The 22614-nt window shown below is 64.2% G+C and carries 23 protein-coding genes; all 23 read right to left on the reverse strand.

The annotated features are described in order from the left end of the window. Positions 1 to 16: 16 nt before the first annotated feature. The gene (locus tag A7D17_RS20420; protein WP_064510790.1) at positions 17 to 640 is read right to left on the reverse strand and encodes an LbetaH domain-containing protein; all 624 of its coding nucleotides are present in this window, start codon (positions 638 to 640) and stop codon (positions 17 to 19) included. Continuing rightward, positions 630 to 1775 carry an aromatic ring-hydroxylating oxygenase subunit alpha gene (locus tag A7D17_RS20425; RefSeq protein WP_064510791.1) on the reverse strand — a complete coding sequence of 382 codons (1146 nt, stop codon included), beginning with the start codon at positions 1773 to 1775 and terminating at the stop codon, positions 630 to 632. Before A7D17_RS20425 ends, A7D17_RS20420 begins: the two co-directional genes overlap by 11 nt. 14 nt (positions 1776 to 1789) lie before the next feature. After that, entirely contained in the window at positions 1790 to 2431 is a 642-nt protein-coding gene (locus tag A7D17_RS20430) for an acetyltransferase (RefSeq protein ID WP_064510792.1), read from the reverse strand. Further along, on the reverse strand, positions 2431 to 3183 hold the full coding sequence (locus tag A7D17_RS20435; RefSeq protein ID WP_064510793.1) for an SDR family NAD(P)-dependent oxidoreductase: 753 nt from the start codon (positions 3181 to 3183) through the stop codon (positions 2431 to 2433). Before A7D17_RS20435 ends, A7D17_RS20430 begins: the two co-directional genes overlap by 1 nt. Next, positions 3180 to 3953, reverse strand: coding sequence for an SDR family NAD(P)-dependent oxidoreductase (locus A7D17_RS20440; RefSeq protein ID WP_064510794.1), 774 nt, complete (start codon positions 3951 to 3953; stop codon positions 3180 to 3182). Before A7D17_RS20440 ends, A7D17_RS20435 begins: the two co-directional genes overlap by 4 nt. Continuing rightward, positions 3950 to 4990: a ketoacyl-ACP synthase III gene (locus tag A7D17_RS20445; protein ID WP_064510795.1), complete on the reverse strand. Its 1041-nt coding sequence runs from the start codon at positions 4988 to 4990 to the stop codon at positions 3950 to 3952. Before A7D17_RS20445 ends, A7D17_RS20440 begins: the two co-directional genes overlap by 4 nt. A 5-nt stretch (positions 4991 to 4995) precedes the next feature. Next, complete coding sequence (locus A7D17_RS20450) at positions 4996 to 5220, reverse strand: acyl carrier protein (protein ID WP_064510796.1); 225 nt, start codon at positions 5218 to 5220, stop codon at positions 4996 to 4998. 64 nt (positions 5221 to 5284) lie between these two features. Further along, positions 5285 to 6394 carry a DegT/DnrJ/EryC1/StrS family aminotransferase gene (locus tag A7D17_RS20455; RefSeq protein WP_064510797.1) on the reverse strand — a complete coding sequence of 370 codons (1110 nt, stop codon included), beginning with the start codon at positions 6392 to 6394 and terminating at the stop codon, positions 5285 to 5287. A gap of 119 nt (positions 6395 to 6513) precedes the next feature. Continuing rightward, on the reverse strand, positions 6514 to 7998 hold the full coding sequence (locus A7D17_RS20460; RefSeq protein WP_029219809.1) for a sigma-54 dependent transcriptional regulator: 1485 nt from the start codon (positions 7996 to 7998) through the stop codon (positions 6514 to 6516). Then, positions 7991 to 8374: a response regulator gene (locus A7D17_RS20465; protein WP_005997154.1), complete on the reverse strand. Its 384-nt coding sequence runs from the start codon at positions 8372 to 8374 to the stop codon at positions 7991 to 7993. Before A7D17_RS20465 ends, A7D17_RS20460 begins: the two co-directional genes overlap by 8 nt. A gap of 8 nt (positions 8375 to 8382) precedes the next feature. Then, positions 8383 to 9786, reverse strand: a complete 1404-nt coding sequence (gene rpoN / locus A7D17_RS20470; RefSeq protein WP_064510798.1) for an RNA polymerase factor sigma-54 — start codon at positions 9784 to 9786, stop codon at positions 8383 to 8385. A gap of 248 nt (positions 9787 to 10034) precedes the next feature. Next, a complete protein-coding gene (locus A7D17_RS20475; RefSeq protein WP_003482986.1) occupies positions 10035 to 10667 on the reverse strand; it encodes a response regulator transcription factor in 633 nt (210 codons plus the stop codon). 69 nt (positions 10668 to 10736) lie between these two features. Next, on the reverse strand, positions 10737 to 11303 hold the full coding sequence (locus A7D17_RS20480; RefSeq protein ID WP_064510799.1) for a PilZ domain-containing protein: 567 nt from the start codon (positions 11301 to 11303) through the stop codon (positions 10737 to 10739). Then, positions 11303 to 11596, reverse strand: coding sequence for a hypothetical protein (locus A7D17_RS20485; protein WP_064510800.1), 294 nt, complete (start codon positions 11594 to 11596; stop codon positions 11303 to 11305). Before A7D17_RS20485 ends, A7D17_RS20480 begins: the two co-directional genes overlap by 1 nt. 8 nt (positions 11597 to 11604) lie before the next feature. Then, on the reverse strand, positions 11605 to 12018 hold the full coding sequence (gene fliS / locus A7D17_RS20490; protein WP_029219813.1) for a flagellar export chaperone FliS: 414 nt from the start codon (positions 12016 to 12018) through the stop codon (positions 11605 to 11607). A 150-nt stretch (positions 12019 to 12168) separates the two neighbouring features. After that, on the reverse strand, positions 12169 to 13494 hold the full coding sequence (gene fliD, locus A7D17_RS20495; protein ID WP_064510801.1) for a flagellar filament capping protein FliD: 1326 nt from the start codon (positions 13492 to 13494) through the stop codon (positions 12169 to 12171). A gap of 221 nt (positions 13495 to 13715) precedes the next feature. Next, positions 13716 to 14915 (reverse strand): flagellin, encoded by a 1200-nt coding sequence (locus tag A7D17_RS20500; RefSeq protein WP_064510802.1) that lies wholly within the window; start codon positions 14913 to 14915, stop codon positions 13716 to 13718. A gap of 318 nt (positions 14916 to 15233) precedes the next feature. After that, complete coding sequence (gene flgL, locus A7D17_RS20505; protein WP_064510803.1) at positions 15234 to 16439, reverse strand: flagellar hook-associated protein FlgL; 1206 nt, start codon at positions 16437 to 16439, stop codon at positions 15234 to 15236. Then, entirely contained in the window at positions 16439 to 18313 is a 1875-nt protein-coding gene (flgK, locus tag A7D17_RS20510; RefSeq protein ID WP_064510804.1) for a flagellar hook-associated protein FlgK, read from the reverse strand. Before flgK ends, flgL begins: the two co-directional genes overlap by 1 nt. A gap of 11 nt (positions 18314 to 18324) precedes the next feature. After that, a complete protein-coding gene (flgJ, locus tag A7D17_RS20515) occupies positions 18325 to 19503 on the reverse strand; it encodes a flagellar assembly peptidoglycan hydrolase FlgJ (protein ID WP_064510805.1) in 1179 nt (392 codons plus the stop codon). Position 19504: 1 nt separating this feature from the next. Next, on the reverse strand, positions 19505 to 20623 hold the full coding sequence (locus tag A7D17_RS20520) for a flagellar basal body P-ring protein FlgI (RefSeq protein WP_064510806.1): 1119 nt from the start codon (positions 20621 to 20623) through the stop codon (positions 19505 to 19507). A 10-nt stretch (positions 20624 to 20633) separates the two neighbouring features. After that, complete coding sequence (flgH, locus tag A7D17_RS20525) at positions 20634 to 21326, reverse strand: flagellar basal body L-ring protein FlgH (protein ID WP_064510807.1); 693 nt, start codon at positions 21324 to 21326, stop codon at positions 20634 to 20636. A gap of 38 nt (positions 21327 to 21364) precedes the next feature. After that, complete coding sequence (flgG, locus tag A7D17_RS20530) at positions 21365 to 22150, reverse strand: flagellar basal-body rod protein FlgG (RefSeq protein WP_042822359.1); 786 nt, start codon at positions 22148 to 22150, stop codon at positions 21365 to 21367. Positions 22151 to 22614 lie beyond the last annotated feature (464 nt).

A 22614-nucleotide genomic window follows, 5' to 3' on the forward strand; every position in this document is an offset into this window, starting at 1 on the left:
AGCAACTTCCTTGGAATTAATGGCCATAGACATGGATGGGCTCGTCATAGCGGGTGTCGTACACCGTGCGGCTGGGCACGTCCCGGTTGTACAGTTGTGGCCAGCCCAGTTCGCAGTGGCGGCCGATCCGGACCCCAGGGCCGACCAGCGCTCCCATACGCAGGATGGTGTGCGCACCGATCTCCGTGCCCTGGCCGATATTTACGCCGATTTCGCACCAACATGAGGGGCGAAGATGCGCGCCAGCGCCGATCTTGACTCCGCTCTGCAGGACGGTGTTGTAGTCGATACGGCTGCCCGCGCCGATCACCACGCCGTCGCCGATGAAGCAGTTGCGGCCGATCACTGCGTCGGCAGCGACCATGGCCGACGTGCTGACGAAAGATTCCAGGCTAAAGCCGCGCGCCATCGCCAGCTGCATCAGCTCCATGCGCTTGAAGTTGCCGAAGCGTTCGTCGTAGGCGATGAACAGTCTGTCCGCAGTCGGGTCCAGGCCATCCAGGGCGTCCAAGTCAAAGTTGTAGTCGGTGCGTAGCGAAACCTCGATCCTGCGCACGTCGTCTTGCGGCTCTGCCTGCCTCCAGGCATTGAAGACTTGTTCCAGACAGATGCCGGTTCCGATGACGCATCTAGAGGCCATGTTCTGTCTCCATCAGTGTTGCGTACCAGCGCTCCACCAAGCGGTTGGTGAACTCGTAGACCCCCTGGGTCGGCATCGGTGCGTCCATGTGCAGTGCCGACTGCACATGTTCCATGATCTCCACGTCCTCGCCTGTCACCAGCCGGCTGCCATGCATGTGCGAGAGCAGGTTCCAGCTGGAAAAGGCATAAGGCTTCTTCTTGCGCGTGGTGAACCAATAGATTTCCAGATCAGTCCTGTCCGGGGCCACGGGGATGTGATGTTCCAGGGTGAAGGAATAGCCGCCATTGGGGCAGGCGATATGCATGTTGGGAAACGCCAGCCAGTTGAAATAGGCATCCTGTTCACCCCAGCGCTCGACCATGTCATGGAATGGCAAGGGCGTGGGCTCGGTGATCGGCGCGTCAGCGCCGGCCGAGCTGAAGCGGCGCATCTCGGCGCGCAGCCCTGTAGGGCTGGTGTCGGCCAGGGGACGGAGGCCTTCGGCCGCAAGTTCAGTATCGACGTAGGGGATGAAGTCGAATTCGCGGGCGAGGCTCTTGGGATGCACAAAGCGCGGGTGATTGGCGTCGCGCAGGTTCTCGTACGCCAGCTTCCAATTGAACTTGCAGTGCCAAGTGGTCACCATCACCTCGCCGTCATACAGGTTGGAGCTGCTTTCCAGCATGGAAATGAAGTGCGCCGGGAACTGCTCCTCGATCGGCATCGGGTCACTGTCCAGGTTGACGAACAGCACGTTGCCGATCGCGTGAAGGGCGAACTCCCGCAGCCGGAGCTTCTGCTGTTCGGCCTGGCTTATGCGATACAGCGCACGACATTCGGGGATGTTCTTGATCGCGCCGTCCTGGTCGTAGCTCCAAGCGTGGTAGGGGCATACCAGCGGACGTCGTCCGGTCGGCGCGGTCTGGAGCGGCGCACTGCGGTGCAGACACACGTTCTCGAATGCGCGCAACTGGCCGTTGAAATTCTGGATGACTATGGGGATGCCGGCGATTTTGCGGGTGATGAAATTGTTGTTCTCCGTCAGCAGGGTCTTCAGACCGGCGAAAAGCCAAACCTTGCGAAAAATCTTTTCCTGCTCGCGGGCAAAAATCTCTGGTGACAGGTAGTACCTGGGATGCATTCGAGAGCGCATGAGTCACTGCCTTGTCAAATGGCTTTCTGGAACACGATTCGGGCCGGATTGCCGAACACCGTTGCGCCGGCCGGTACGTCCTTCAGGACCACCGCGCCGGCTCCGATGACTGCGCCGTCACCGACCTTGACGCCTGGCATCAGGGTGGCGCGCGGGTGCACGGTGACGAAGTCGCCAATCTGTACGCCGCCGCCCATGAATGCCATTGCGCCTACGTGCACGTAGTCACCGATGCGGACGTCGTGCCCGAGCATGCTCTGGGCATGGATGGTGACAAAGTCGCCGATGCGCACGTCCGGCCCGGAATGGACCATCAGGCCAAAGAAGCAGCCCTGGCCAAAATGCACCCGCCTGCCCAGGCGGACGTCGGTACAGATTGGGATGAACCGTCCGCCTTTTTCGAGGATCGGCAGGGCGTAGCGGTGGCGGTCGTAGGGATTGCCCATCGCACAGACGAATGCATCGTCAGGCTGTGGCAGGTAGCTCATCGGATCGCCGATGATCGGTATGTCGACACCGTAGCTGTCTAGGATATCGGCGCGGCTGTCCAGGAACCCGCGGATCAGCCAGTCCTTGCCATTCCCTGTGTCATTACGCATTTGCTCCAGGACTTCGCGGCCCCAGCCGCTGGCGCCGATGATGAGGACGCGTTCCATCAGAGCACCGCCCCGCCGTCCATGACCAGGCTGGTGCCGGTGACCCAACGGCTGGCGTCGGACAGCAGATAGACCGCAGCGTTGGCGACATCTTGCGGTGTGCCCAGACCCAATGGATGGCGCGCGCGTTGTTGGTTCAGTGGTTCGTTGAGACCTGTGTCTTCGCCCCAAAGGCGCGGGGTGGGCACGACCGACGGCGAAATCCCGTTGACTCTCATGCGATGCTTCGCTTGTTCCAGCGCCAAGCACCGGATGATGCCCAGCAGACCCGACTTCATGGCCGAATAAGGCCCCACGCCGCGTGTCCCAATATGCGCGGAGGTGGACAGCATGAACACGATGGAGCCTTGCGCGTTAATGGCATTGGCTTGCAGAAGACGCTGGGTCAGCATGACCGGCGCTAGGAAATGCACCTGGTACATGCGCGTCATCAGTTCTTCTTTCAGCTGGCGGATCGGCGACAGCATTTGCCCGCCGAAGCAGTGCACGACACCGTCGATGCGCTGGCTGGCTTGCACCAGGCGCTCTCGATCCTCCGAAACGGTTAGGTCGGCCGGCACCTGCACATGCCCGTCGCCCGCCAGTTGTGCATGCGTTTGCTGGAGACGCTCGGGATCGCGACCGCTGATGACCAAGCGAGCGTCGCGCTGCGCGCAGGTCAGTGCGATTTCCTGGCCAAGGCCAGACGACGCGCCGGTCACCAGGATGGTTTTGCCACTGAGGGAAAAGGCTTTGCGAGTTGGATTACTCATGCGTAGATATCCATCGGCACGGTCAGACCCCCATCTACGACGAAGTAGTTGCGGGTGACCCAGCGACTGGCATCGGACAGGTAGAACACTGCCGCATAAGCGACGTCTTCCGGTTGGCCCAACCCCAGCGGGGTCAGCTTTGCGTGATCGTCGATGTTGCCGCCGCTCTGGTTGAGGCCGTCGAGCATTGGCGTGCGCACATAGCCGGGTGCGATGCAGTTGGCGCGAATCCCCTGCCTGGCCACTTCCAGCGCCAGGGTACGCATGGCGCCGAGCAGGGCGGCCTTGCTGGCAGAGTAGGCGGCTGTGGCGACAGGGCCGACGTGCGAGCCGATCGCCGAGATAAACAGGATCGAGCCGTTAGCGTTGATGCGCTTTTTCGCCAGCAGGCCGCGCGTCAGTAGCAGCGGTGCATAGACATTACTGGCGAAGGTTTCGTCTAGGTGCGCGCGGTTGATCATCCGGAATGGTGCTAGCCGGGCAATGCCGGCCGCGTGTGCGACGCCATTCAAGACGCCGACCGAAGCCACGAGATGGTCGACGTCCTCCTGCTTGTCGAGGTTCGCGATCACCTGCGCATGCCCTGTGCCTTCAAGTGTGGCAAAGGTTTCGGCCAAGCGGCCTTCGTTGCGACCGCTGATGATCAGTTGCGCACCCATCTCCGCGCAGCTCAGTGCGATCTGCCGTCCGATGCCTGAAGATGCACCAGTGACCAGGATGCGTTTGCTCTGCAGCGAGAAAGCGTCGTTCGGATCGAGGGCGGAATTCACGACTCGATCAACTCCGGAAACACCGCGCCTTCGATATCTACCAGGCAGGTGCCCCAAGACAACCCGATCCCGAAGCCTGAAAGCAGTACACGCTTTGGACCAGATTCCAGTTCCTTGTTGATCCGTGCGGTCATGGTGAGGGGCAACGATGCGCCGCTGGTGTTGCCGAAGTCCCGCAGGGTGGACGGCACCTTTTCGACCGCAAGGCCGAGCTTCTTGCGAATGGTCTCATTGATCATCCGGTTAGCCTGGTGGAATACGAAGTAATCGATGTCATCCTTGCTTACACCGGCATACGCGATCAATTTCTCAACTGCGGGAGGAACGCGCTGAGTCGAGAAGCTGAGCACGGCGGTGCCATCGAGTTGCAGATCGGTAGCCTGGTGCCAGCGATCCTTCTCGTTTTCACGATAAGGCAGCAGGTGCTGAATGGCCACAGGCTCGCGTTGACCACCCACCGGCAGGATGATGGCTCTGTAACCGCTCCCGTCGCTGTTGAGGTCGAAATACATCGGTGCTGCGTTCTGGTCGAACTCCAGCGCGGTGGCGGTGCCGGAATCGGAGAAGATCGGGTCTTCCAGATTGGCACTGCGGTCGCCGACCAGCAGCAGGCCCTTCTTGACGCCGCCGGCGGCGATCATCGAGCCCAGCAGGTTGATGCCGAACGGATAGGCCGAGCAGCCTAGGTTGACGTCGAAGGCCACCGTGGCATGCGATAGGCCCAGCCGGTCCTGCAGGATGATCGCGGTGGCCGGGATCGGGTAATCCGGCGATTGCGTCACCACGATCAGTGCATCGATCTCCTCGCGCTTCCACTGCAGCTTCTCAAGCAGCACTTCGGTCGCATCGAAGGCCAGGTCCGAAAAGCATTGCCAGGGCTGGGACATGCGCCGGGTCTCGATGCCGATGTTGCGCACCAGGCGCTCGCGTTCGGAGCGGATCTGCGGCCGGCAGTCGGTGAGATTGGACACGACCCGCTTCGGCACGCAGGCCGCCATGCCGGCAAAGCGGACGTTGTGCAGCGTGGAGGTCGGCATGGTGATTACGCCTCGGTCAGTTTGTAGAGATCGCCCACGGTGACGGCGGCAGCGAGATCTTCGCCGGTAATGGTCTTACCGTATTCCATGTCGAACATCACGATCACGCCCAGCGCAGCCAGCGAATCCCACTCCGGCAATTCCAGCAGCACGGTGTCCACGGTGACCTCCACCGGCTCCTGGAAGTCAGTAGCGGAGAGGAAGTTTTCGATAAATGTTGCCTGGGTCATGCGATCTCGCCTGGTTGCCTGTTGAAGGGATGGGAGTCTGGAATGCAGGTGCAGCGTGGTGCGTTCAAGTTGCCTGTTGACCGGCAATCAGATCGGCAATGGTATCGACCTGGTCGCTGCTCAAGCCGGGAAAGATCGGCAGGCACAATACTTGGGCCGCCACTGAGCGGGCCACCGGCAACCACGCCGGTGCCGAGGAGGGCAGGGCGCGATACATCGGGAAGTCGCTGATCAATGGATAGAAATAACGTCGTACCAGAATGCCGTGCTCGCGCATCAATTGGTATAGCGCGTCGCGCGCCAGCGGGTAGTCGTCCTGCACCAGGATCGGAAAATACGCATGATTGGCGCTGGAATGCTGCGGTGCTGCGACGCAGCGGATGCCGCGCACCTCGCTCAGGCGTTGCCGGTACTGCGCATCGATGGCGCTACGTTGCGCAATGGCCTCGTCGATATGCTTGAGCTGCAGCAGGCCGAACGCTGCGCTGATCTCGTTCATCTTGCCGTTGATGCCCGGCGCCACCACCGTGGTTTCGTCGACGAAACCGAAATTTTTCAGATGCCCGATGCGTTGATAGGTCCTTTCGTCCGGGCACACGATGGCGCCGCCTTCGAAGGTGTTGAATACCTTGGTGGCATGAAAGCTCAACACGCTCAGATCGCCGTGACGCAGGATGGAACCGCCGGCATCGCGCACGCCAAACGCATGCGCCGCGTCGTAGATCACCTTGAGGTTGTAGATGTCGGCGATGCGCGTGATGGCGGTGGTATCGCACGCGGTGCCATAGCAGTGCACCGGCATGATCGCGGTGGTCTGCGGGGTGATGGCTGCTTCGATCTTGGACGGGTCCATGTTGAGCGTCACCGGGTCGATATCCACGAACACCGGGGTGATGCTTTTCCACAGCAGCGAATGCGCGGTGGCCACGAAGGAGTAGGGCGTGGTGATCACTTCGCCGGTGATGCGCAGCGCCTGCAGGGCGGTGATCAACGCGGTGGTGCCGTTGGTCAGCAGGGCCAGATGCGGCACGCCCAGGTAATCGCACAGCGCCTGCTCGAGCGCACGGTGCATCTCGCCCCCATTGCTGACGATGCGACTGCTCCAGATCCGCTCCAGATACGGCAGAAAGTCTTCCAGCGGCGGCAGCAGCGGACTGGTGACGGGGATGGGCATCAATGCCTCGCTGGTGCGGGTGGATGTCGGGATTACGCCGCAGCCGGTGGCCGCGGGCGGTGTACCCGGAGGAAGCAAGCGCTATGCCAGCGAGCGGAACCTCACGTGCGTCGGCACGCTCAGTTCGCCAACTCGGTCTGTTCGCGGTCGATGCCGTACTTGCGCAGCTTTTCGACCAGGGTGGTGCGGCGCAGGCCTAGCAGCTGCGCCGCGTGGGCGACCACGCCCTGGGTACGTTCCAGCGCCTCGTTGATCAACGCCAGTTCGATGTTGGCCATGTGCCCGCGCAGGTCGATGCCGTCGTCGGGCAGGCTGGCTGCCGAGGCCGGTTCGGCGTCGGTGGGCTTGGGCTGCAGCGTCACCACATTGCTGGGCAGGGCTGTGGCGTCGGTGGGTGCGGCGACCAACGCTGGCTCCGGCGGCAACTCGACCGGAATGGACGAGGCGAAGTCACCGCGATAGCGCGCCGGCAGATCCTGCACCCGCACCAGTCCACCTGGATGCAGCACCGCCAGGCGCTCCACCAGGTTGGTCAGCTCGCGAACATTGCCCGGCCAGTCGTAGCTGCGCAGCGCCTGCAAGGCTTCGTCGGCAAAGCGTACTTCGCCGCGTCCGGTGCGTGCCAGCTGCCCGGCGATGGTCTGCACCAGCATGGCCAGATCGTCCACGCGCTCGCGCAGTGCAGGCATTTCGATCGGGAACACGTTGAGCCGGTAGAACAGGTCCTCGCGGAACTGCCCGTCGCTGATGCGCGCTTCCAGGTTGCGGTGGGTGGCGGCGATCACGCGCACGTTGCAGCGGATGGTCTGCCCGCCGCCGACGCGCTCGAAGCTGCGCTCCTGCAGCACGCGCAGCAGCTTGACCTGCATCGGCAGGCTCATGTCGCCGATCTCGTCCAGCAGCAGCGTGCCGCCTTCGGCCATTTCGAAGCGGCCCTTGCGTGCACTCAGGGCGCCGGTGAAGGCGCCTTTTTCGTGGCCGAAGAGTTCGCTTTCCAGCAGGTCCGGCGGAATCGCGCCGCAGTTGATGGCCACGAACGGCCCGTCGCGGCGTGGCGAATGTTGATGGATGGCGCGTGCCACCACTTCCTTGCCGGTTCCCGATTCGCCCAGCACCAGTACTGTGGTGTCGAATGCGGCCACCTGGTCGATCAGGCGACGCAGCCGCGTCACCGCTTCGCTGTTGCCGGTTGGGCCGGTGTCCTGCTGCACGCCGGCCTGGTGTTCGGCATCCAGTCGCTTGAGGCTGGCACGGCGCAGCAGCGCTTCCAGCTGCGCATGCCGCAACGGCGTATCCAGTGCCCAGACGTTGGCCTCATGCAGGCCGTGGGATTGCGCAAACTCGCTCGGGCTGCCTTCCATCAGCAACACCGGTGGCGGCAGCTTGGCATCGGCCAGCCAGTCGAAGAATTTGTCGGCCTGCGCGGCGTCCTGCGCCGAGCCCACCATCACCGCCATCCATTCGTCGTGGCGGTGACGGCCAGGGTTGATGTCGGCGCCGTCGGTGACCCAGCGGGGATTGAAGTCCATGAATTCGAGCAGCGAGACGGTGCGCTCGGCGCGCACGGCGTCGCTGTCGATCAACAGAATGCGGGACTCACTCATTCCTGGCTCCTTCCGTCAGGCCCTCCAGGATTGGCATGACTTCCTGGATATAGGACAGCTTGCTGACAAAATTGTCAGCACCCGCGCGAAGAGCGTGTTCACGATGCTCGGCATCGTCGAAGTGGCTCGCAATCACAATATACGGCGGATCGTCCTGCGTCTTGATCAGACGCGTTGCCTGCAGGCCGCCCATCTCCGGCATGGCCAGGTCCATCAGCACGACATTGGGGCGCAGCGACTCAGAGCGCTCGATCGCTTCCAGTCCATTGGCGGCACTGCCCACGATATTGAGCCACTCCACTTTGCGAAAATGACGCATCGCAGCGTTGATGAAGCCCTCGTGGTCGTCGACCAGCAGCACGGTGAGTTTGCTCATAGTAGTCCTTATCCCGCTCGCGCAAGCAGCGGTTTGGTGGTGCGGCGGCGCTCGCGTGCCGGGGCGATGTCCAGTTGTTCGCGGTACTTGGCCACGGTCCGGCGCGCAATATTAACGCCCTGACGCGACAGCAGGCCGGCGATGGCTTCGTCGGCCAGCGGGCGACCCGCCGGCTCGCTCTCGATCAAACGACGCACCATGGCCTTGACCGCCTGGCCGGAGACGCTGGCGCCTTCCAGTCGCACGGCAAAGAAATGCTTGAGCTCGAAGGTGCCGCGCGGGGTCTGCAGGTACTTGCCGGTGGTGATGCGCGAAATAGTCGATTCGTGCATGCCGATCTCGTCGGCAATTTCCTTCAGGGTCAGCGGTGCCATGGCTTCCTCGCCACGGGCCAGGAAGGCGGCCTGGCGCTCGACGATGGCGCGGGTGGCGCGCAGCAGGGTCTCATAGCGCATCGACAGCCCACGGGTCAGCCAGCGCGCTTCCTGCAGCATGTCGCGCAGCGGCTGGGCGGCATCGCCAGCCTCGGCCAGTGCGCGTTCGTGCACAGGGTTGATGCTGACCCGGTGCGTGGTGGCCGGATTCAGCGCCACCCGCCAGCTGTCGTCGGCATGCCAGGCGAGCACATCCGGAATCACGCTGGCGTTGCTTTCCTGCAGCAGGTCGTCGCCTGGGCGCGGTTGCAGCGACAGGATCAGCCGCACCGCTTCGCGCGCATCGTCCACTTCGGCGTCGTGGGCACGCGCCAGCAGCGCGTAGTCGTGGCTGGCCAGCAGGTCCAGATCGCCGGCCAGGATGCGGCCGGCCAGATGACGGGCCGGAACGCGGCCGGGCAGGGCGCTCAACTGGGCTTGCAGGCATTCGCGCAGGTCGCAGGCGGCCAGGCCCGCCGGGTCGCCGTGCAACAGGCGTTGGCGGATCGCTTCCACTGCCTCCACGGTCATACCCAGGCGCGTGGCGCCGAGCTGCTGCAGCGTCGACAGCGCGTCGCTCAGATACCCGGCATCGTCGGTCTGCTCCAGCCAGAACGCGGCCGCCCCCAATGCGGCCTCGTCCAGATCCAGCGCCAGCTCGCGCAGAATGCGCACATGCGGGTCGGTGGACTCGCCGGCGGCCACGCGCTGCATGCGGTCGTCGTCGCCATCGTTCCAGCTGCTGCTCTGCACGTCCCACATCGTGCTTTCCGGCAACTCGTCAAACGCGGCCACGTCGGTGGCGCCATCGTCGTTGGTGGTGGCCTCATCCCCGTTATCGGCCAGCTCTTCCAACTCCAGCAACGGATTGGTTTCCAGCGCGCGACGAATTTCCAGTTCCAGCTGCATGCCGTCCAGTTGCAACAGACGGATCGACTGCAGCAGCTGCGGGGTGAGGTGCAGTTGCTGGCCAAGCTGGGCGGAAATGGTCGTCTTCATCGAAGCGCTTCCGAAGGGCACTGCACGCAGCAGCGATGGAACGCATCTTGCAGGACAATACGACGGGTTTCTAATCGGGGAGTCAGGTGAGGTGACTCGTGATTTTCCTGACAGACTGTCAGGAATTCCCTGACATTTTCGGCGAGCTCGAGCGTGCCTGACGGAATTCCGTCACTGTTTTGGGCCAAAGTGGCCCGGATGCCCCTTTCACCATCCTGACAACCGGGCAAACGGCCTGCGGGAGTTGCTCAGACCAGCTCGTTGTGGTGCTTGGCCGCCAGCAACACCAGATCGTTCGCACGCCGGCAGCCCAGCGACTCCATCATGCGCGCGCGATGGGTTTCCACCGTCTTGACGCTGATGCCAAGGTCGGCGGCAATTTCCTTGTTGCTCTGGCCGCGGCCGATCTCGCGCAGGATCTCGCGCTGGCGGGGCGACAGGGCGGCGATACCGACCGGTTTTTCGCGGCCCAGCATCGGGGCAATCATCTTTGAGGAAATCTGCGGGCTCAGGAACACCTGGCCGGCAGCCGCAGCGCGCAGCGCCAGCTCCAGCTCCAGCGGCGCGGCATCCTTGACCACGAAGCCAACTGCGCCGCGATCGAGCGCGTCACGCACGTGCACCGGGTCGTCATGCATGGACATCATCACCACATGCGTGCGCGGCGCGGCGCGCAGCACATCGGTCATGGCGTCCAGTCCGCTGCGCCCGGGCAGCGACAGGTCCATCAGCACCAGATCGGGGCGATGCAGGGATGTCATATCCAGGGCTTGTTGCGCGTTGCTCGCCTCGCCAACGACATCGATGCCGGCGAAGGTTTGCAGCAGCCTGGACAGGCCTGCACGGACAAGGGTGTGATCGTCGACGATGATGACTCGCACGGCGCAGAAGGGACCTTTTTCGGTATAGGGCACCTTAGCCGACCCGGCGCCTGACGCCAACTAGCGGCGTCAGCGCTGGCGCCTGGCTTCGGCGATCTGGCGGCGGTGCAAACGAAACAGATGACGTTCCAGAGCATCCTGCAACCCAGGTGCAAGCGGCGCGAAGCGCAGCCACACCCACTGATCGTGACCGTCGTTTGCGCTTGCCAGCACCTGTGCTGGAAGCTGTACAAGTTCAGGAAGCCAATCGGACGGTTGCAAGCAAACCACGCCCGTGGTGCCCGCCGCATGGCTGGTTGCGCAATTCAGGCGGATACCGCGCACCGACCAGTGCACCAGATTCTGGATCAGGCCACTGTCGCCCTGGCGCACCAGGCGGCCGATCAGCGCCAGCATCAGATCGAGCTTGGCGTCCATGCGCTGAACCAATAGCGGCAGTTCGCCGCGGTCTTCGCTGGCTTCTTCGCTGCGCAGATCCTCGACCTGGCCAAGACTGCGCAGCAGGGTTTCTGCGGCGCTGTGTGCGCCGGCGTCGCCACCGGCATGGAAGCCGGCCGGCAGGCGCACTTCGCAGCTGAGCGTGTCGGCGAACAGCTCGGCCTCTGCCGCCGGCGCGAGTGTGCCGGGCGCGGACATCAGATCCGGCCGACCCGGGCGTAGGCGCGGCTGGCCGACGACGAGGTGCGCTGGGTGCGGATCAGATCCAGCAACTTGCGCTGACGCTCGCGCATCAGCCGCATCAGGTCCTGGTGCATCGTCAGCAGCGTCTGCAGGGCATCGCGGTCCTGGTCGAGGTCCACGTGCTGCGCGTACTGGCGCAGGTGCAGGTCGTGCGTATCCAGCATCAGCGGCATGACCTCGAATTCCTCGTTCGCCATGGCGATCCGGATGTCGGCCATTTCGGCCTGAAGGCTTTGCACGCTATGCATGATTGGACTCACGAAACGGCGGAGAGGCCGCGTTGTTCAAGGGGGATGGAGTTCCACGCCGAATCGATTTCGCTGAGCAGATCCAGCGCTTCGGTCAACGCGGTGTCGTCGTTGTGCAGATTGGCTGCGGTCAGGCGCTGCATGACGTAGTCGTACAGGGCCGACAGGTTACCCGCAATCTCGCCACCGGCTTCGTGATCGAGCGAGCCGTTCAAGTGACCGACGATCGCGCAGGCTTCGCCGATGGCCTTGCCCTTGCGTGCCTGGTCGCCCTGCACCAGGCAGGCCTGGGCCAGACGGATGCGCTGGCAGGCGCCGGCGAACAGCAGCGACACCAGCTTGTGCGGGTCGGCTTCGGTCACGCTGGTGGACACGCCGACCTTGCGGTATTGCTCGGCGTACTGACGATTGGAACCGTACATGGATGACTCCTCAATGGGCTGACCTTCGCGGGTCCCGGAGCGCTGCGCTCCTGCGACGACGCTCCTGCCGACAGGCAAGGCCGAAATCACGATAGGCCCTTCTTGTATCGGCAATACCCTGACAGGACTTGAGGATCTGCATCACGGAAATCAGCTGTTCAACAAGCTACTGAGCGAGCTGGTGCTGCCCTGGAGCTGGGTGATCATCTTCTCCATCGCAGTGAACTGCTTGGTGTACATGTCCGACAGCTTTTCCATGCGGGTGTCGAGATCGTCCAGCTCGTTCTCGTAGCCCTTGATCTCCTTGTTGAGCGTGTCCGAGCGGAGAGTAAGCGCGCCGTTGTTGACGTTGAGGTTGGCGTCCAGCAGCTTGGCCATGCCGGCACCGAACTTGCTGTCCTTGCCCAGCACGCTGGCAGCGGCATCCGGGTCGGCGTTGATGGCGGCATCGAACTTGCTGCCATCGAAACTCATCACGCCGTCCTTGTCCAAGGTCAGGCCCAGCGCCTTGAGCTCGTTCAAATTGCCCGCCACCTGGCTGCGCAACTGCGTCTGCAGGCCGCGCACCAGCGAATCGCCGGTCAGTGCCGAGGCGGTCTTGGTGGCGGCATCGTAGCTGCTGCTCTTGGTCAGCAGGGTATTGGCAGTGTTGTAGGCGGCAGCAAACGCCGTCAGATTGCCCTTGAGGCTGCTGCTGTCGGGCGCGATGCTCAGGCTGAACTTGGTGCCTTCAGCTGCCTTGGTCAGGTTGAGCACGGCACCGGGCACCAGGTCGGTGATGGTGTTGGAGCTGGAGGTACGTTCGAACCCGTCCACCCGCACCAGCGCATCGGCCGCGGCCACCGCTTCGGTCATGCCGCCGGTAGCGCCATTGCCGAAGGCCAGGGCATTCAGGCTCGGGTCGCTGGCGCTGACCGTCAGCGCCCCCTTGGTGCCGGTGTCGATCGCATTGAAGACCAGGTGCTGGCCGTCGTTGGCGGTCACCACGCTGGCGGTCACGCCCTTGCCGCCGGCCGCCTTGTTGATGGCCGCGGCGATGTCGGTCAGCTTGTCGGTGCCGCTGACATCGACGGTGATGCTCTTGTCGCCGTAAGCCAGGGTCAGGGTGCCGCTGCCAACGGTCGCATCGGCAACGTAGGCGCCGGAGGACAGCTTCTGCGCGGTGGCCAGCTTTACCACTTCCACCGAGTAGTTGCCGGGGGCCGCGGTACTGGTGGCGCTGGCAGTGAAGCCCGCGTCGGTCTGCACAGTGGCCTTGAACGCTGGCGTGTCGGCACTGCCGGTCACTTTATCCAGTGCGGTCTTCAGCGTGGTCATGCTGCTCTTGACCTGGCTGATGGCCGACAACTTGGTGGTGGCCGCCGTGCCCGCCTTGTTGATCACCGCCGCAGCAGGATCCTTGCGTCGCGAAACCAAGGTGGACACCAGGGTAGGGATATCCAGTCCTGAGCCGGTGCTGATGCCAGACGTCGCCATGTTGCATTCCTCGCATGAGCGTCCGGGTGCGGACGCATGGGATTACGAGACGGGTATCGGCCGCATCCGGGTGGACTTTAGCGGCAGCGACATGTCTCGCTCACGTGCTGGGTTGAAGCAATTTCCGTGCCCGGATGGCGTCAGGAGCATGACGCCAATGCCTTGGCAACAAAAAAGCCCCTCCGGAGAGGGGCTCTTGATCTGCCAGGCTTCGCTGCGGATTACTGCAGCAGGCTCAGCACGTTCTGCGGAACCGACTTGGCCTGGGCCAGCATCGCGGTACCGGCCTGCTGCAGGATCTGCGTGCGGGTCAGTTCGGCGGTTTCCTTGGCGTAGTCGGTGTCGCGGATACGGCTACGCGAGGCCGACAGGTTTTCCGAGGTTGCGCTCAGGTTGGCGATGGTGGAGGTGAAGCGGTTCTGCACCGCACCCATGTCGGCGCGCGAGGAGTTGACCGCGGTCAGCGCCTTGTCGACGATTTCCAGGGCCTTCTGCGAGCCAGAGAACGTGGAGATGTCCAGGCTGCTCAGGGTCGAAGCGGTGGAGCCGGAAGCGGCCGAGGCGGTGGTGATGCCGGCGCCGACGGTGATGCCGGTGGCGCTGGAAGTGCCGGCGGTCAGCGAGGTGAAGTCCTGGCCAGCCTTCAGCGATTCGATCTGCACCGTACCGTCGGTCTTGATCGAGGCGTACATGCCGGTCTGGTCCAGCTTGTCGTTGATCGCTGCAGCCACCTTCTTGTTCACGTCAGCCGCAGTGTCGCCGGAAGCGACCTTGACGTCTGCGATGGTGACGCTCTTGGCCGAACCGCTGGCGTCCTTGAACGACAGGCTGATGCCGCTGACCGAACCCGAGGCGGTGGCGGTGCCGGTCACGCCGGCGCCGGAGACGGCGGCAGCGAAGTTGGCTTTGCCCAGCGAATCGACATTGGCGTCGACGATGCTGTTGATGCCGATGGTCTGGCCGGCGTCGGCGCCGACCTGGAACAGCGCGCCGGAGAAGTCGCCGTTCAATAGCTTGGTGCCGTTGAAGTTGGTCTGGTTGGCAACGCGGTCGATTTCGGCGGTGAGCTGCTTGACTTCCGAGTTCAGCGCGTCACGGTCGGTGGACGAGTTGGTGGCGTTGGACGACTGCACCGACAGCTCGCGGATACGCTGCAGGTTGCTGCCGATTTCGACCATCGCGCCTTCAGCGGTCTGGGCCAGCGAGATACCGTCGTTGGCGTTGCGCGAGGCAACGTCCAGGCCGCGGATCTGCGTGGTGAAACGCTCGGAGATTGCCAGACCGGCGGCGTCGTCCTTGGCGCTGTTGATGCGCAGACCAGACGACAGACGCTGGATGCTCGTCGACATGCTGGCGCTGCTGGTGTTGAGGTTACGCTGAGCGTTCAGCGACATTACGTTGGTGTTGATTACCTGTGCCATTTTGATTTCTCCTAAGCGATTTTTCCGGCAAGGGGGACTTGCCCGGAGCCTCCGCAGGGGGGCCATCAAGTTGGCCGTTGCCGCTGCTGAGATGAATAACGGCGTTGCGTCAGGAACCTTTAGCGAAATTCAGTATTTTTTTACTGTTTTTCTGCCGCGGGACGAAAAGCGTAAGCGTTGTGTATCAAGGGGTTTGGTTTATTCGGCAGCACCCCGTAGATCTTTAGCGTCGGTATAAAACTCAAGCAATAAACTCCGTCTGCCTGCGCAAGGATTGCCGTGCAGGAGCGAAGCAAAACGCAGGTTGGCTGCGGAAAATCAGCGGATCATGTTGAACAATGTCGACGACTGCATCTGCTGGAAGATCGTTTGAGCGGCCTGCAGCGAGGCCTTTTCGAGTTCGTACTGCCCGATCGCCGAGGCGTAGTCCAGATCGCGGATCGACGACAGGGTGGTCTTGAGCGTGACTTCGTTGGAGTCGAGCAAGGAGTTGGCGTTGTCGATGGCCGACAACTGCGCGCCGCCGGAAGCACGCGCATCGATCATCTTCGACGAGGCCTGCGCGATGTCGCGCATCGACGACTGCAAGGTGTTGATCATCGCCGCCTTCTGCGGCTGGGTCAGGGTGTCGGAATTGAGCGCGCCGACCAGATCGTCGATGGTGGAGAACACGTCCTTGGTGGTGGATGCGCCGATCTGGAAGCTGTCGCCTACCGCCGGTGCGCCGCTGATGCGCATGCGCACGCCGGCCGCGGTGATGTCGTCGCCATCCTTGTAGGTGCCGGTGCTGACCACTGCATTGGTGCTGTCGCGCACCTCATAGGTGTCGGCGGCAGTGAACTGCACGCTGTAGCTGCCCCCGTTCCAGCTGCCGGTACTGGCATCGCGGCTGAAATCCAGCAGTAGCCCGGTGCCGGTATTGGCATTGGAAGGGTGCGCATCCACGGTGCCGTCGCCGGTGCGGATGCGCATGAAGATTTCGCTGCCGGGCAGGGTGTCGCTGACAAAGGTGTCTGGCGCCACTTCGACCTGCTTCTGGGTCTGGTCGCCGTTGTAGACCACGCCGCCGTTGCTCTTGATAAACGGTGCGCTGCCATCGGCGGTGCCGCCGAACAGATAGCGCCCGGTGCCGTCGGTGCTGTTGGCCAGGCTCACCATGCTGTCGCGCAGGGCGGTCAGTTCCGAGGCGATCGCCTTGCGGTCGTCCGGGCTGAGCGAGGAATTGTTGGCCTGCACCGCCAATTCGGTGACGCGCGCCATTTTGTCGCCGGCTTGCGAGAGTGCATTTTCCTGCAGGCCCAGGCGGTTCTGCACGTTGTTGGCGTTCTCGCCGAAGCGGGTGATCGCGGCGAGCGCGCGGTCCAGGCCCACCGCGGTGCCTGCGGCAACCGGATCGTCCTTGGCGGTGACCAGGCGCTGGCCGCTGGAGAGCTGCGATTCGAGCTGGTTCAGCCGCGCCTGCTTGGCCCCCATCGAGGCGACCGACTGGCTGTACATCATGCTGGTGGAGATACGGTCGGTCATCAGCGTACGGCACCCAGGATGGCTTGGAAGATGGTGTCGGCGGTGGAGATCATCTGTGCGGCGGCCTGATAGGCCTGCTGCAGCTTGAGCATGTTGGCGGCTTCCTCATCGAGGTTGACGCCGGAAATCGAATCGCGGCTGGCCTGCGCCTGGTCGTTGATGACCTTCTGCGCGTCGGCCGCGTAATCGGCCGCGCGCGCGGCCGAGCCCACCGAGGTGGTCAGGCCCGACAGCGCGCCGTTGAGCGTGACGGTGCCGCCGCTGAGCGCTTTGGCATCGTCGATCTTGGCCAGCAGCTTGGCATTGCCGTTGTCGCTGGAGCCGGCGCCCATCGGGCCGACGCCGAAGGTGTCGCCGGCCTTGGGTGCGCCATCCAGCGCGAAGCTCCAGCCGTTGGCGCTGATGGTCTGTCCGGCGGTATAAGCGAACGGACCGGCGCCATCGATGGTGTATTGATTGGCGTCGATGAACTCCACCGACGACGGGGTCAGCAGCGCCGGGTTCTGCGCATTGGTGACCTTGACGTCGCTGATCTTGCCCGAGCCCAGGTTGGCGACGGTGGCGGTGGCCTTGACCGGCGTTGCCGCGGCAATGCGCGAGGGGTCGGTGATGGCCACCGACAAGGTACCGGCCAGTCCAGAGGTGGGCTGCAGCAGGAATTTGTCGCCGCTGGCAGGCGTGCCGCCCACCACCATGCTCACGCCATTGAGTACCAGCGGGTTGGCAGCGGTGCCGGTGCCGGTCATCGGCACGGCGGCGCCGGTGCTGGCGCTGGTGGCCTTCCACGCGGTGCCGTCGAAGCTGAGCGTGACGTTCTGCCCGTCCACTGCCGACAGATTGCTGAAGCTGGCGGTCAGCGACGCAGTGCCGGTGTTGCCCGGATTGGCGGCGGTGGTCGGCGAACCGATGTTGAAGAAGTTGCCGCCCATCGCGCCGTACAGGTCCATACCCTGTGCATGGCCGGCATTGAAGGTGCTGGCCATGCCCACGGCCAGGCGGCCCAGTTCGGCCTGGGTCGGCTCCAGCACGCTGCTGCGGAATTCCAGCAGGCCGCCGATCTGCCCGCCCAGCGAGTTGGCGCTGAGGCTGACATTCTGCCCCTGGGTCTGCATCGCCACCTGCAGCTTGGTCGGCTGGTAGGGGTCGGCGACGGTGGTGAGCTTGGACGAGGTGGTCCCCACCACCAGCGCCTGGCCACCGGCGGTGAAGACATTCATGAAACCGCCGTCCTGCATCACCGCGGTGCCGCCGGTATAGCCCACCAGTTTGCTCACCAGCGCGTCGCGCTGATCGAGCATGTCCGGCGACGCGTTGGCCGCGCTGTTGCCGATGGTGCCGTTGATCTTGGCGATCTGCTGCGTCAAACGGTTGACTTCGTCCACCGAGGACGTCAATCCACTGTTGACCTCATTGCTCAGGCTGTCCATCTGCCCGTTGAGCTGCTTGAAGCGCGTGGCCAGCGAATTGCCGCTGTCGAGCATGCTCTGCCGCTCGGCGGTGGAGGACGCATTGGACGACACCGCGCTGGTGGAGTCGAAGAAGTTCGACCACAGCCCGGCCACGTTGGTGGCAGTGTTGGAGTAGAGCGCGTCCACGCGGTTGGACAGCGAGGACAGCTGCTGCAGCCGCGAGAGTTCGCCGCCGCTGTCGAGCAGGCGCGAGATGGCCAGCTGGTCCGCCACCCGGCCCACATCGGTGATCTTGGCGCCATTGCCCACGAACGCGTAGCCCATGTCGGTGGGCGTGCGCGTTGCAAATTCCACGCGTTGGCGGCTGTAACCTTCGGTATTGATGTTGGCGACGTTATGGCTAACGGTCGACAACGCCCGTTGGAAGGCGATCAGCGCGCTGGTCCCGGTGGACATGATGGACATGGACGTTTACCTCAGCGGCGGATGGTGCCGAGCCCGGCCGGCTCGGTGGTACTGGCATAGCGGTTGGACAGATCGGCCGCCGCGTTGCCGATGGCGGCCACCGCGCGGTCGATGGTCGGACCGTTGGCGATCGCCGCGATCTTGGCTGCGTAGCCTGGATCGGTGGCGTAACCAGCCTGTTGCAAGCCGCGTGCAAAACCGCGGATATCGGTGCCGGCCTGCAGCGCGCCCTGGTAGCGGCTGTTGTTCTTCAGCAGGCGCACGTAGTCGGCAAAGCTTTCCTCGGCCGAGCCATAGGCACGGAAATCGGCGGTTTCGGTGGTTTTGACGCCGTTGACGTATTCGTGGGTGCCGGTGGTGACCTTGGCGCCGTTCCAGCCGGTGGCCTTGATGCCGAACAGGTTGTTGGAATCGCCGCCATTGCCGATGCCGCGCCGTCCCCAGCCGGTCTCCAGCGCGGCCTGCGCCACCAGCGCGCGCGGGTCCACGCCCAGTTCGCGCGCGGCCTTCTGGGCATGCGTCCAGATCTTGGCGACAAAGCCTTCCGGGGTGCGTTCGCCCAGGCTGGCGGCGGCGCTGCTGGCGGCGCTCGCCGTGACTGCGGCGTTGGCGTCGGCGGCATCGCTGGCCGCCACATCGCTCCAGCGGTCATTAGCCGACGGCCAGCTCAGTGCGGCGGCATCGTCGCTGCCAGCCTCGCTGCTGCCGGTACGCCCGGCGATCAGGTCCAGCACCTGGCTCATGCCGATCCCGCTCAGGTTGCCTGCGCCCAGGGCGGCCTTTGCAACGCTGCCTGCCGTGATGCCGGTTGCTGCGCTATCGCGGGCGGGCAGCGGCAACGAGGCGTCGCGCTTGCCGGCAACCAGCGCGTACGCCTTGGCGGCCTCGGCGGTGTTCAGCGAGGTATTCAACGCCGGGCCACCGGTGTCGCCGCTCAGCTGCTTGGAGATCATCGCCGACAGGCCCAGGCCCTTGCCCTCGGTCAACGCCTTGGCCATCTGCTGGTCGTACATCTCGCGGAACATCTGGTTTTCGCCCGGAAACATCGGGTCGCCGGAACTCGCATCGCGCATGCTCTTGACCAGCATCTGCGCGAACTGGCCTTCGAGCTGACGGGAGACCTTGTCGATCTTTGCCGGATCGGCCTTGGTGCTCGGGTTGAGATCAATGGGCGAGGCTGCGATACGCATGTCAGATCACCTCTAGCTCCGCCGTCAGCGCGCCAGCCTGCTTCAGGGCTTCCAGAATGGCGACCAGGTCGCCGGGAGCCGCGCCGACCTCGTTGACCGCGCGAACGATCTGGTCGAGCGTGGTGCCGCCTTCGAACTTGAACATGCGGCTGCCTTCGGAGGTGGCCGTGATGGTCGACTGCTGGGTCACTGCAGTGCGGCCGCCGCTGAAGGCGCCCGGCTGGCTGACATTGGTGTTCTCGCTGATGGTCACGGTGAGCGAGCCATGCGCGATGGCGGCCGGCATCACCCGCACCAGCTGGCCGATGACCACGGTGCCGGTACGTGCATTGACCACCACCTTGGCCGGTGCGTCGCCGGGCGAAAGCTCGACGTTTTCCAGCCGTGACAGCAGGCCGATGCGCGCGCCCGGGTCGGTCGGCGAGCGCACCGCCACGGTCACGCCATCGACCGCACGCGCAGTGCCGGCGCCGAAGCTGTTGTCGATCGCCGCAACCATGCGCGAGACGGTGGTGAAGTCGTTCTGGTGCAGGTTGAGGGTGATTTCGCCGCTGCCGGCGAACACGTCCGGCAGCGCGCGTTCGACCGTGGCGCCATTGGGAATGCGACCGACGCTGGGCACGTTGACCGACACGCGCGACCCATCCTTGCCCTGCGCACCGAAGCCACCGACCACCAGGTTGCCCTGGGCCATTGCATAGACCTGGCCGTCGGCGCCTTTCAGCGGCGCCATCAGCAGCGAGCCGCCGCGCAGCGAGACCGCATTGGCGATCGAGGACACGGTGATGTCGATCGGTTGGCCGGGCTTGGCGAACGGCGGCAATTCGGCATGGATGGCCACGGCCGCGACGTTTTTCAGCTGCGGGTTGACGTTCGCCGGAACATTGACGCCCAGCTCGCCGAGCAGGTTCTTCAGGCTCTGCACGGTGAAGGGCGCCTGGCTGGTACGGTCGCCGCTGCCATCCAGGCCAACCACCAGGCCGTAGCCGACCAGCGCGTTGCCGCGCACGCCGCCGACCTGGGCAAGATCCTTGATGCGTTCGGCGCAGGCCGGCGCGGCGATCGCGCACAGCGCAACGGCAGCGGCGAGCAGACGGAAGGGCAGGGAAGACAGGTTCATGGTCGCAGGCTCAGTAAGGCGACAGACGGGAATTGAAGAAGCGGCTCAGCCAGCCCATTGCGTTGGACTGCGCGATCGCGCCGCGGCCGCCGTAGGCGATGCGGGCGTCGGCCACCTTGCTGGAGGGCACGGTGTTGTCCGGGCCGATGTCGGCGGCGCGCACGATGCCTTGCACCTGCACCAGCTCGTCGCCCTGGGTCAGGCGCAGGTTCTTCTGGCCCTGGATCACCAGGTTGCCGTTGGGCAGGCGCTGCATCACGGTGACGGTCACGCTGCCCTGCATGCGGTTGCTCTGCGCGGTGTTGCCCTTGCCGGCAAAGCTGCGGTCGCCGCTGGTGGAGTTGCGCAGCACGTCGGTGCCGTTGACGGTGAGCGGCACGCCCAACAGCGTGGGCGTGCTCATGTCCACGGTGTCGGCCTTGCTGATGCTGGTGTTGGCGGTGGACGAGGCGGTGGTGCTTTCCACCAGGTTGACCGTCAGCAGATCGCCAACATCGCGCGCACGACGATCGCCGTAGAGGTTCAGGCTCGGACCGGCGGCGTAGATCGCACCGGCGGTGGGCTGCGCGGTCGGTGCCACCACCGGCACGATCGGCGCCAGCTCGGCAAACGGCCGCACATCACCGGCGGCCACGCAGCCACCCAGCAGCGCGCTGCAGGCGACGGCCAAGCACAGAGAGGAGAGGGAAGGCAGGCGGGACATGGCGTAAGTTCCTGAGAGGGCGGTGAGCGGCGAGCCGATCAGACGTTGTTGTTCAAGTAGCCGAGCATCGAGTCGGTGGTGGAAATGGCCTTGGCGTTCATTTCGTAGGCGCGCTGGGTTTCGATCATGCTCACCAGCTCTTCCACGGTATTGACGTTGCTGCCTTCCAGCGCGCCCTGCACGGTGTTGCCCAGGCCGTTGAGGCCAGGCGTGCCGTTCTGCGCAGGACCGGAAGCGGTGGTTTCGACGAACAGGTTCTCGCCCTTGGCCTGCAGGCCCGAGGGGTTGATGAAGTCGGTCAAGGTGAGTGCGCCGATTTCCTGCGCCGCGGCCTGGCCGGCCAGGGTCACGCTGATGGTGCCGTCGTTGCCGATGGTCAGCGATTGCGCGCCTTCCGGCACCTGGATGCCCGGCTGCAGCGGGTAACCGCTGTTGGTGACCAGTTCGCCCTGCGCATTGATCTGGAAGGTGCCATCGCGGGTGTAGGCAGAGGTGCCGTCGGGCATCTGCACTTCGAAGAAGCCGCGGCCGTTGACCATCACGTCGAGCGCGCGGCCGGTCTGCTGCTGGCTCCCCTGGTCGAAGCCCTTGAACGTGGACACCACGCGCACGCCGGTGCCCAACTGCAGGCCGGTGGGCAGCTGCGTCTGCGCGGAGGTGGAACCGCCGGGCGCGCGCACCTGTTGATACAGCAGGTCTTCGAACGCGGCACGGTCGCGCTTGAAGCCGGTGGTATTGGTATTGGCCAGGTTGTTGGAAATGACCGACATGCGCGTCTGCTGCGCATCCAGTCCGGTTTTGGCGACCCACAAAGCCTGATTCATGACCCGATTCCTCGTTAGACCCGGGGATGTGTTCCGGGTACGGGTGGGTAGATGCACGTGCCGTGCCAAAGTCGCGTCGGATTTCTGCCGGCTGTGCGGTGGATCACGCGGAGCGGGCGCGGCGGCCTTCGCGGAGCAGGGCTGGCGGCGGGTAGGCAGCGGCTAAGCGGAAGCGGTGGAAACCTGCGCGGCAGATCAGGCGCGGTAGATCGGTCGCCGGTCAGCGATGTGTTCGACCACGTGTAAACCCTTGGCGCTGCGTGCGGAAGGGTTCTTGGGAGTTGCCAGCTGGCATTGCGACGCTGGCAACAGGCTGGTTGGTCGAGGGTGTGGTGTCCTCACCGCTCGTGGGACACGCCGCATGTACGTCCATGTAGGCTGGGTGGCGGCATCCATGCCGCCACACGGTCCCGCAATCGGTGAGGACACCGCACCAGACAGTCGGCTGGCTGTTTTATTGAAAA

This window comes from Xanthomonas floridensis, assembly GCF_001642575.1.
Lineage (GTDB): Bacteria > Pseudomonadota > Gammaproteobacteria > Xanthomonadales > Xanthomonadaceae > Xanthomonas > Xanthomonas floridensis.

Excerpts from the sequence above, each read along its gene's own strand:
- A7D17_RS20420 (WP_064510790.1), bottom strand. The coding sequence starts at position 640 with ATGGCCTCTAGATGCGTCATCGGAACCGGCATCTGTCTGGAACAAGTC.
- A7D17_RS20425 (WP_064510791.1), bottom strand. The coding sequence starts at position 1,775 with ATGCGCTCTCGAATGCATCCCAGGTACTACCTGTCACCAGAGATTTTT.
- A7D17_RS20430 (WP_064510792.1), bottom strand. The coding sequence starts at position 2,431 with ATGGAACGCGTCCTCATCATCGGCGCCAGCGGCTGGGGCCGCGAAGTC.
- A7D17_RS20435 (WP_064510793.1), bottom strand. The coding sequence starts at position 3,183 with ATGAGTAATCCAACTCGCAAAGCCTTTTCCCTCAGTGGCAAAACCATC.
- A7D17_RS20445 (WP_064510795.1), bottom strand. The coding sequence starts at position 4,990 with ATGCCGACCTCCACGCTGCACAACGTCCGCTTTGCCGGCATGGCGGCC.
- A7D17_RS20450 (WP_064510796.1), bottom strand. The coding sequence starts at position 5,220 with ATGACCCAGGCAACATTTATCGAAAACTTCCTCTCCGCTACTGACTTC.
- A7D17_RS20455 (WP_064510797.1), bottom strand. The coding sequence starts at position 6,394 with ATGCCCATCCCCGTCACCAGTCCGCTGCTGCCGCCGCTGGAAGACTTT.
- A7D17_RS20460 (WP_029219809.1), bottom strand. The coding sequence starts at position 7,998 with ATGAGTGAGTCCCGCATTCTGTTGATCGACAGCGACGCCGTGCGCGCC.
- A7D17_RS20465 (WP_005997154.1), bottom strand. The coding sequence starts at position 8,374 with ATGAGCAAACTCACCGTGCTGCTGGTCGACGACCACGAGGGCTTCATC.
- rpoN (WP_064510798.1), bottom strand. The coding sequence starts at position 9,786 with ATGAAGACGACCATTTCCGCCCAGCTTGGCCAGCAACTGCACCTCACC.
- A7D17_RS20480 (WP_064510799.1), bottom strand. The coding sequence starts at position 11,303 with ATGTCCGCGCCCGGCACACTCGCGCCGGCGGCAGAGGCCGAGCTGTTC.
- A7D17_RS20485 (WP_064510800.1), bottom strand. The coding sequence starts at position 11,596 with ATGCATAGCGTGCAAAGCCTTCAGGCCGAAATGGCCGACATCCGGATC.
- fliS (WP_029219813.1), bottom strand. The coding sequence starts at position 12,018 with ATGTACGGTTCCAATCGTCAGTACGCCGAGCAATACCGCAAGGTCGGC.
- fliD (WP_064510801.1), bottom strand. The coding sequence starts at position 13,494 with ATGGCGACGTCTGGCATCAGCACCGGCTCAGGACTGGATATCCCTACC.
- A7D17_RS20500 (WP_064510802.1), bottom strand. The coding sequence starts at position 14,915 with ATGGCACAGGTAATCAACACCAACGTAATGTCGCTGAACGCTCAGCGT.
- flgL (WP_064510803.1), bottom strand. The coding sequence starts at position 16,439 with ATGACCGACCGTATCTCCACCAGCATGATGTACAGCCAGTCGGTCGCC.
- flgK (WP_064510804.1), bottom strand. The coding sequence starts at position 18,313 with ATGTCCATCATGTCCACCGGGACCAGCGCGCTGATCGCCTTCCAACGG.
- flgJ (WP_064510805.1), bottom strand. The coding sequence starts at position 19,503 with ATGCGTATCGCAGCCTCGCCCATTGATCTCAACCCGAGCACCAAGGCC.
- A7D17_RS20520 (WP_064510806.1), bottom strand. The coding sequence starts at position 20,623 with ATGAACCTGTCTTCCCTGCCCTTCCGTCTGCTCGCCGCTGCCGTTGCG.
- flgH (WP_064510807.1), bottom strand. The coding sequence starts at position 21,326 with ATGTCCCGCCTGCCTTCCCTCTCCTCTCTGTGCTTGGCCGTCGCCTGC.
- flgG (WP_042822359.1), bottom strand. The coding sequence starts at position 22,150 with ATGAATCAGGCTTTGTGGGTCGCCAAAACCGGACTGGATGCGCAGCAG.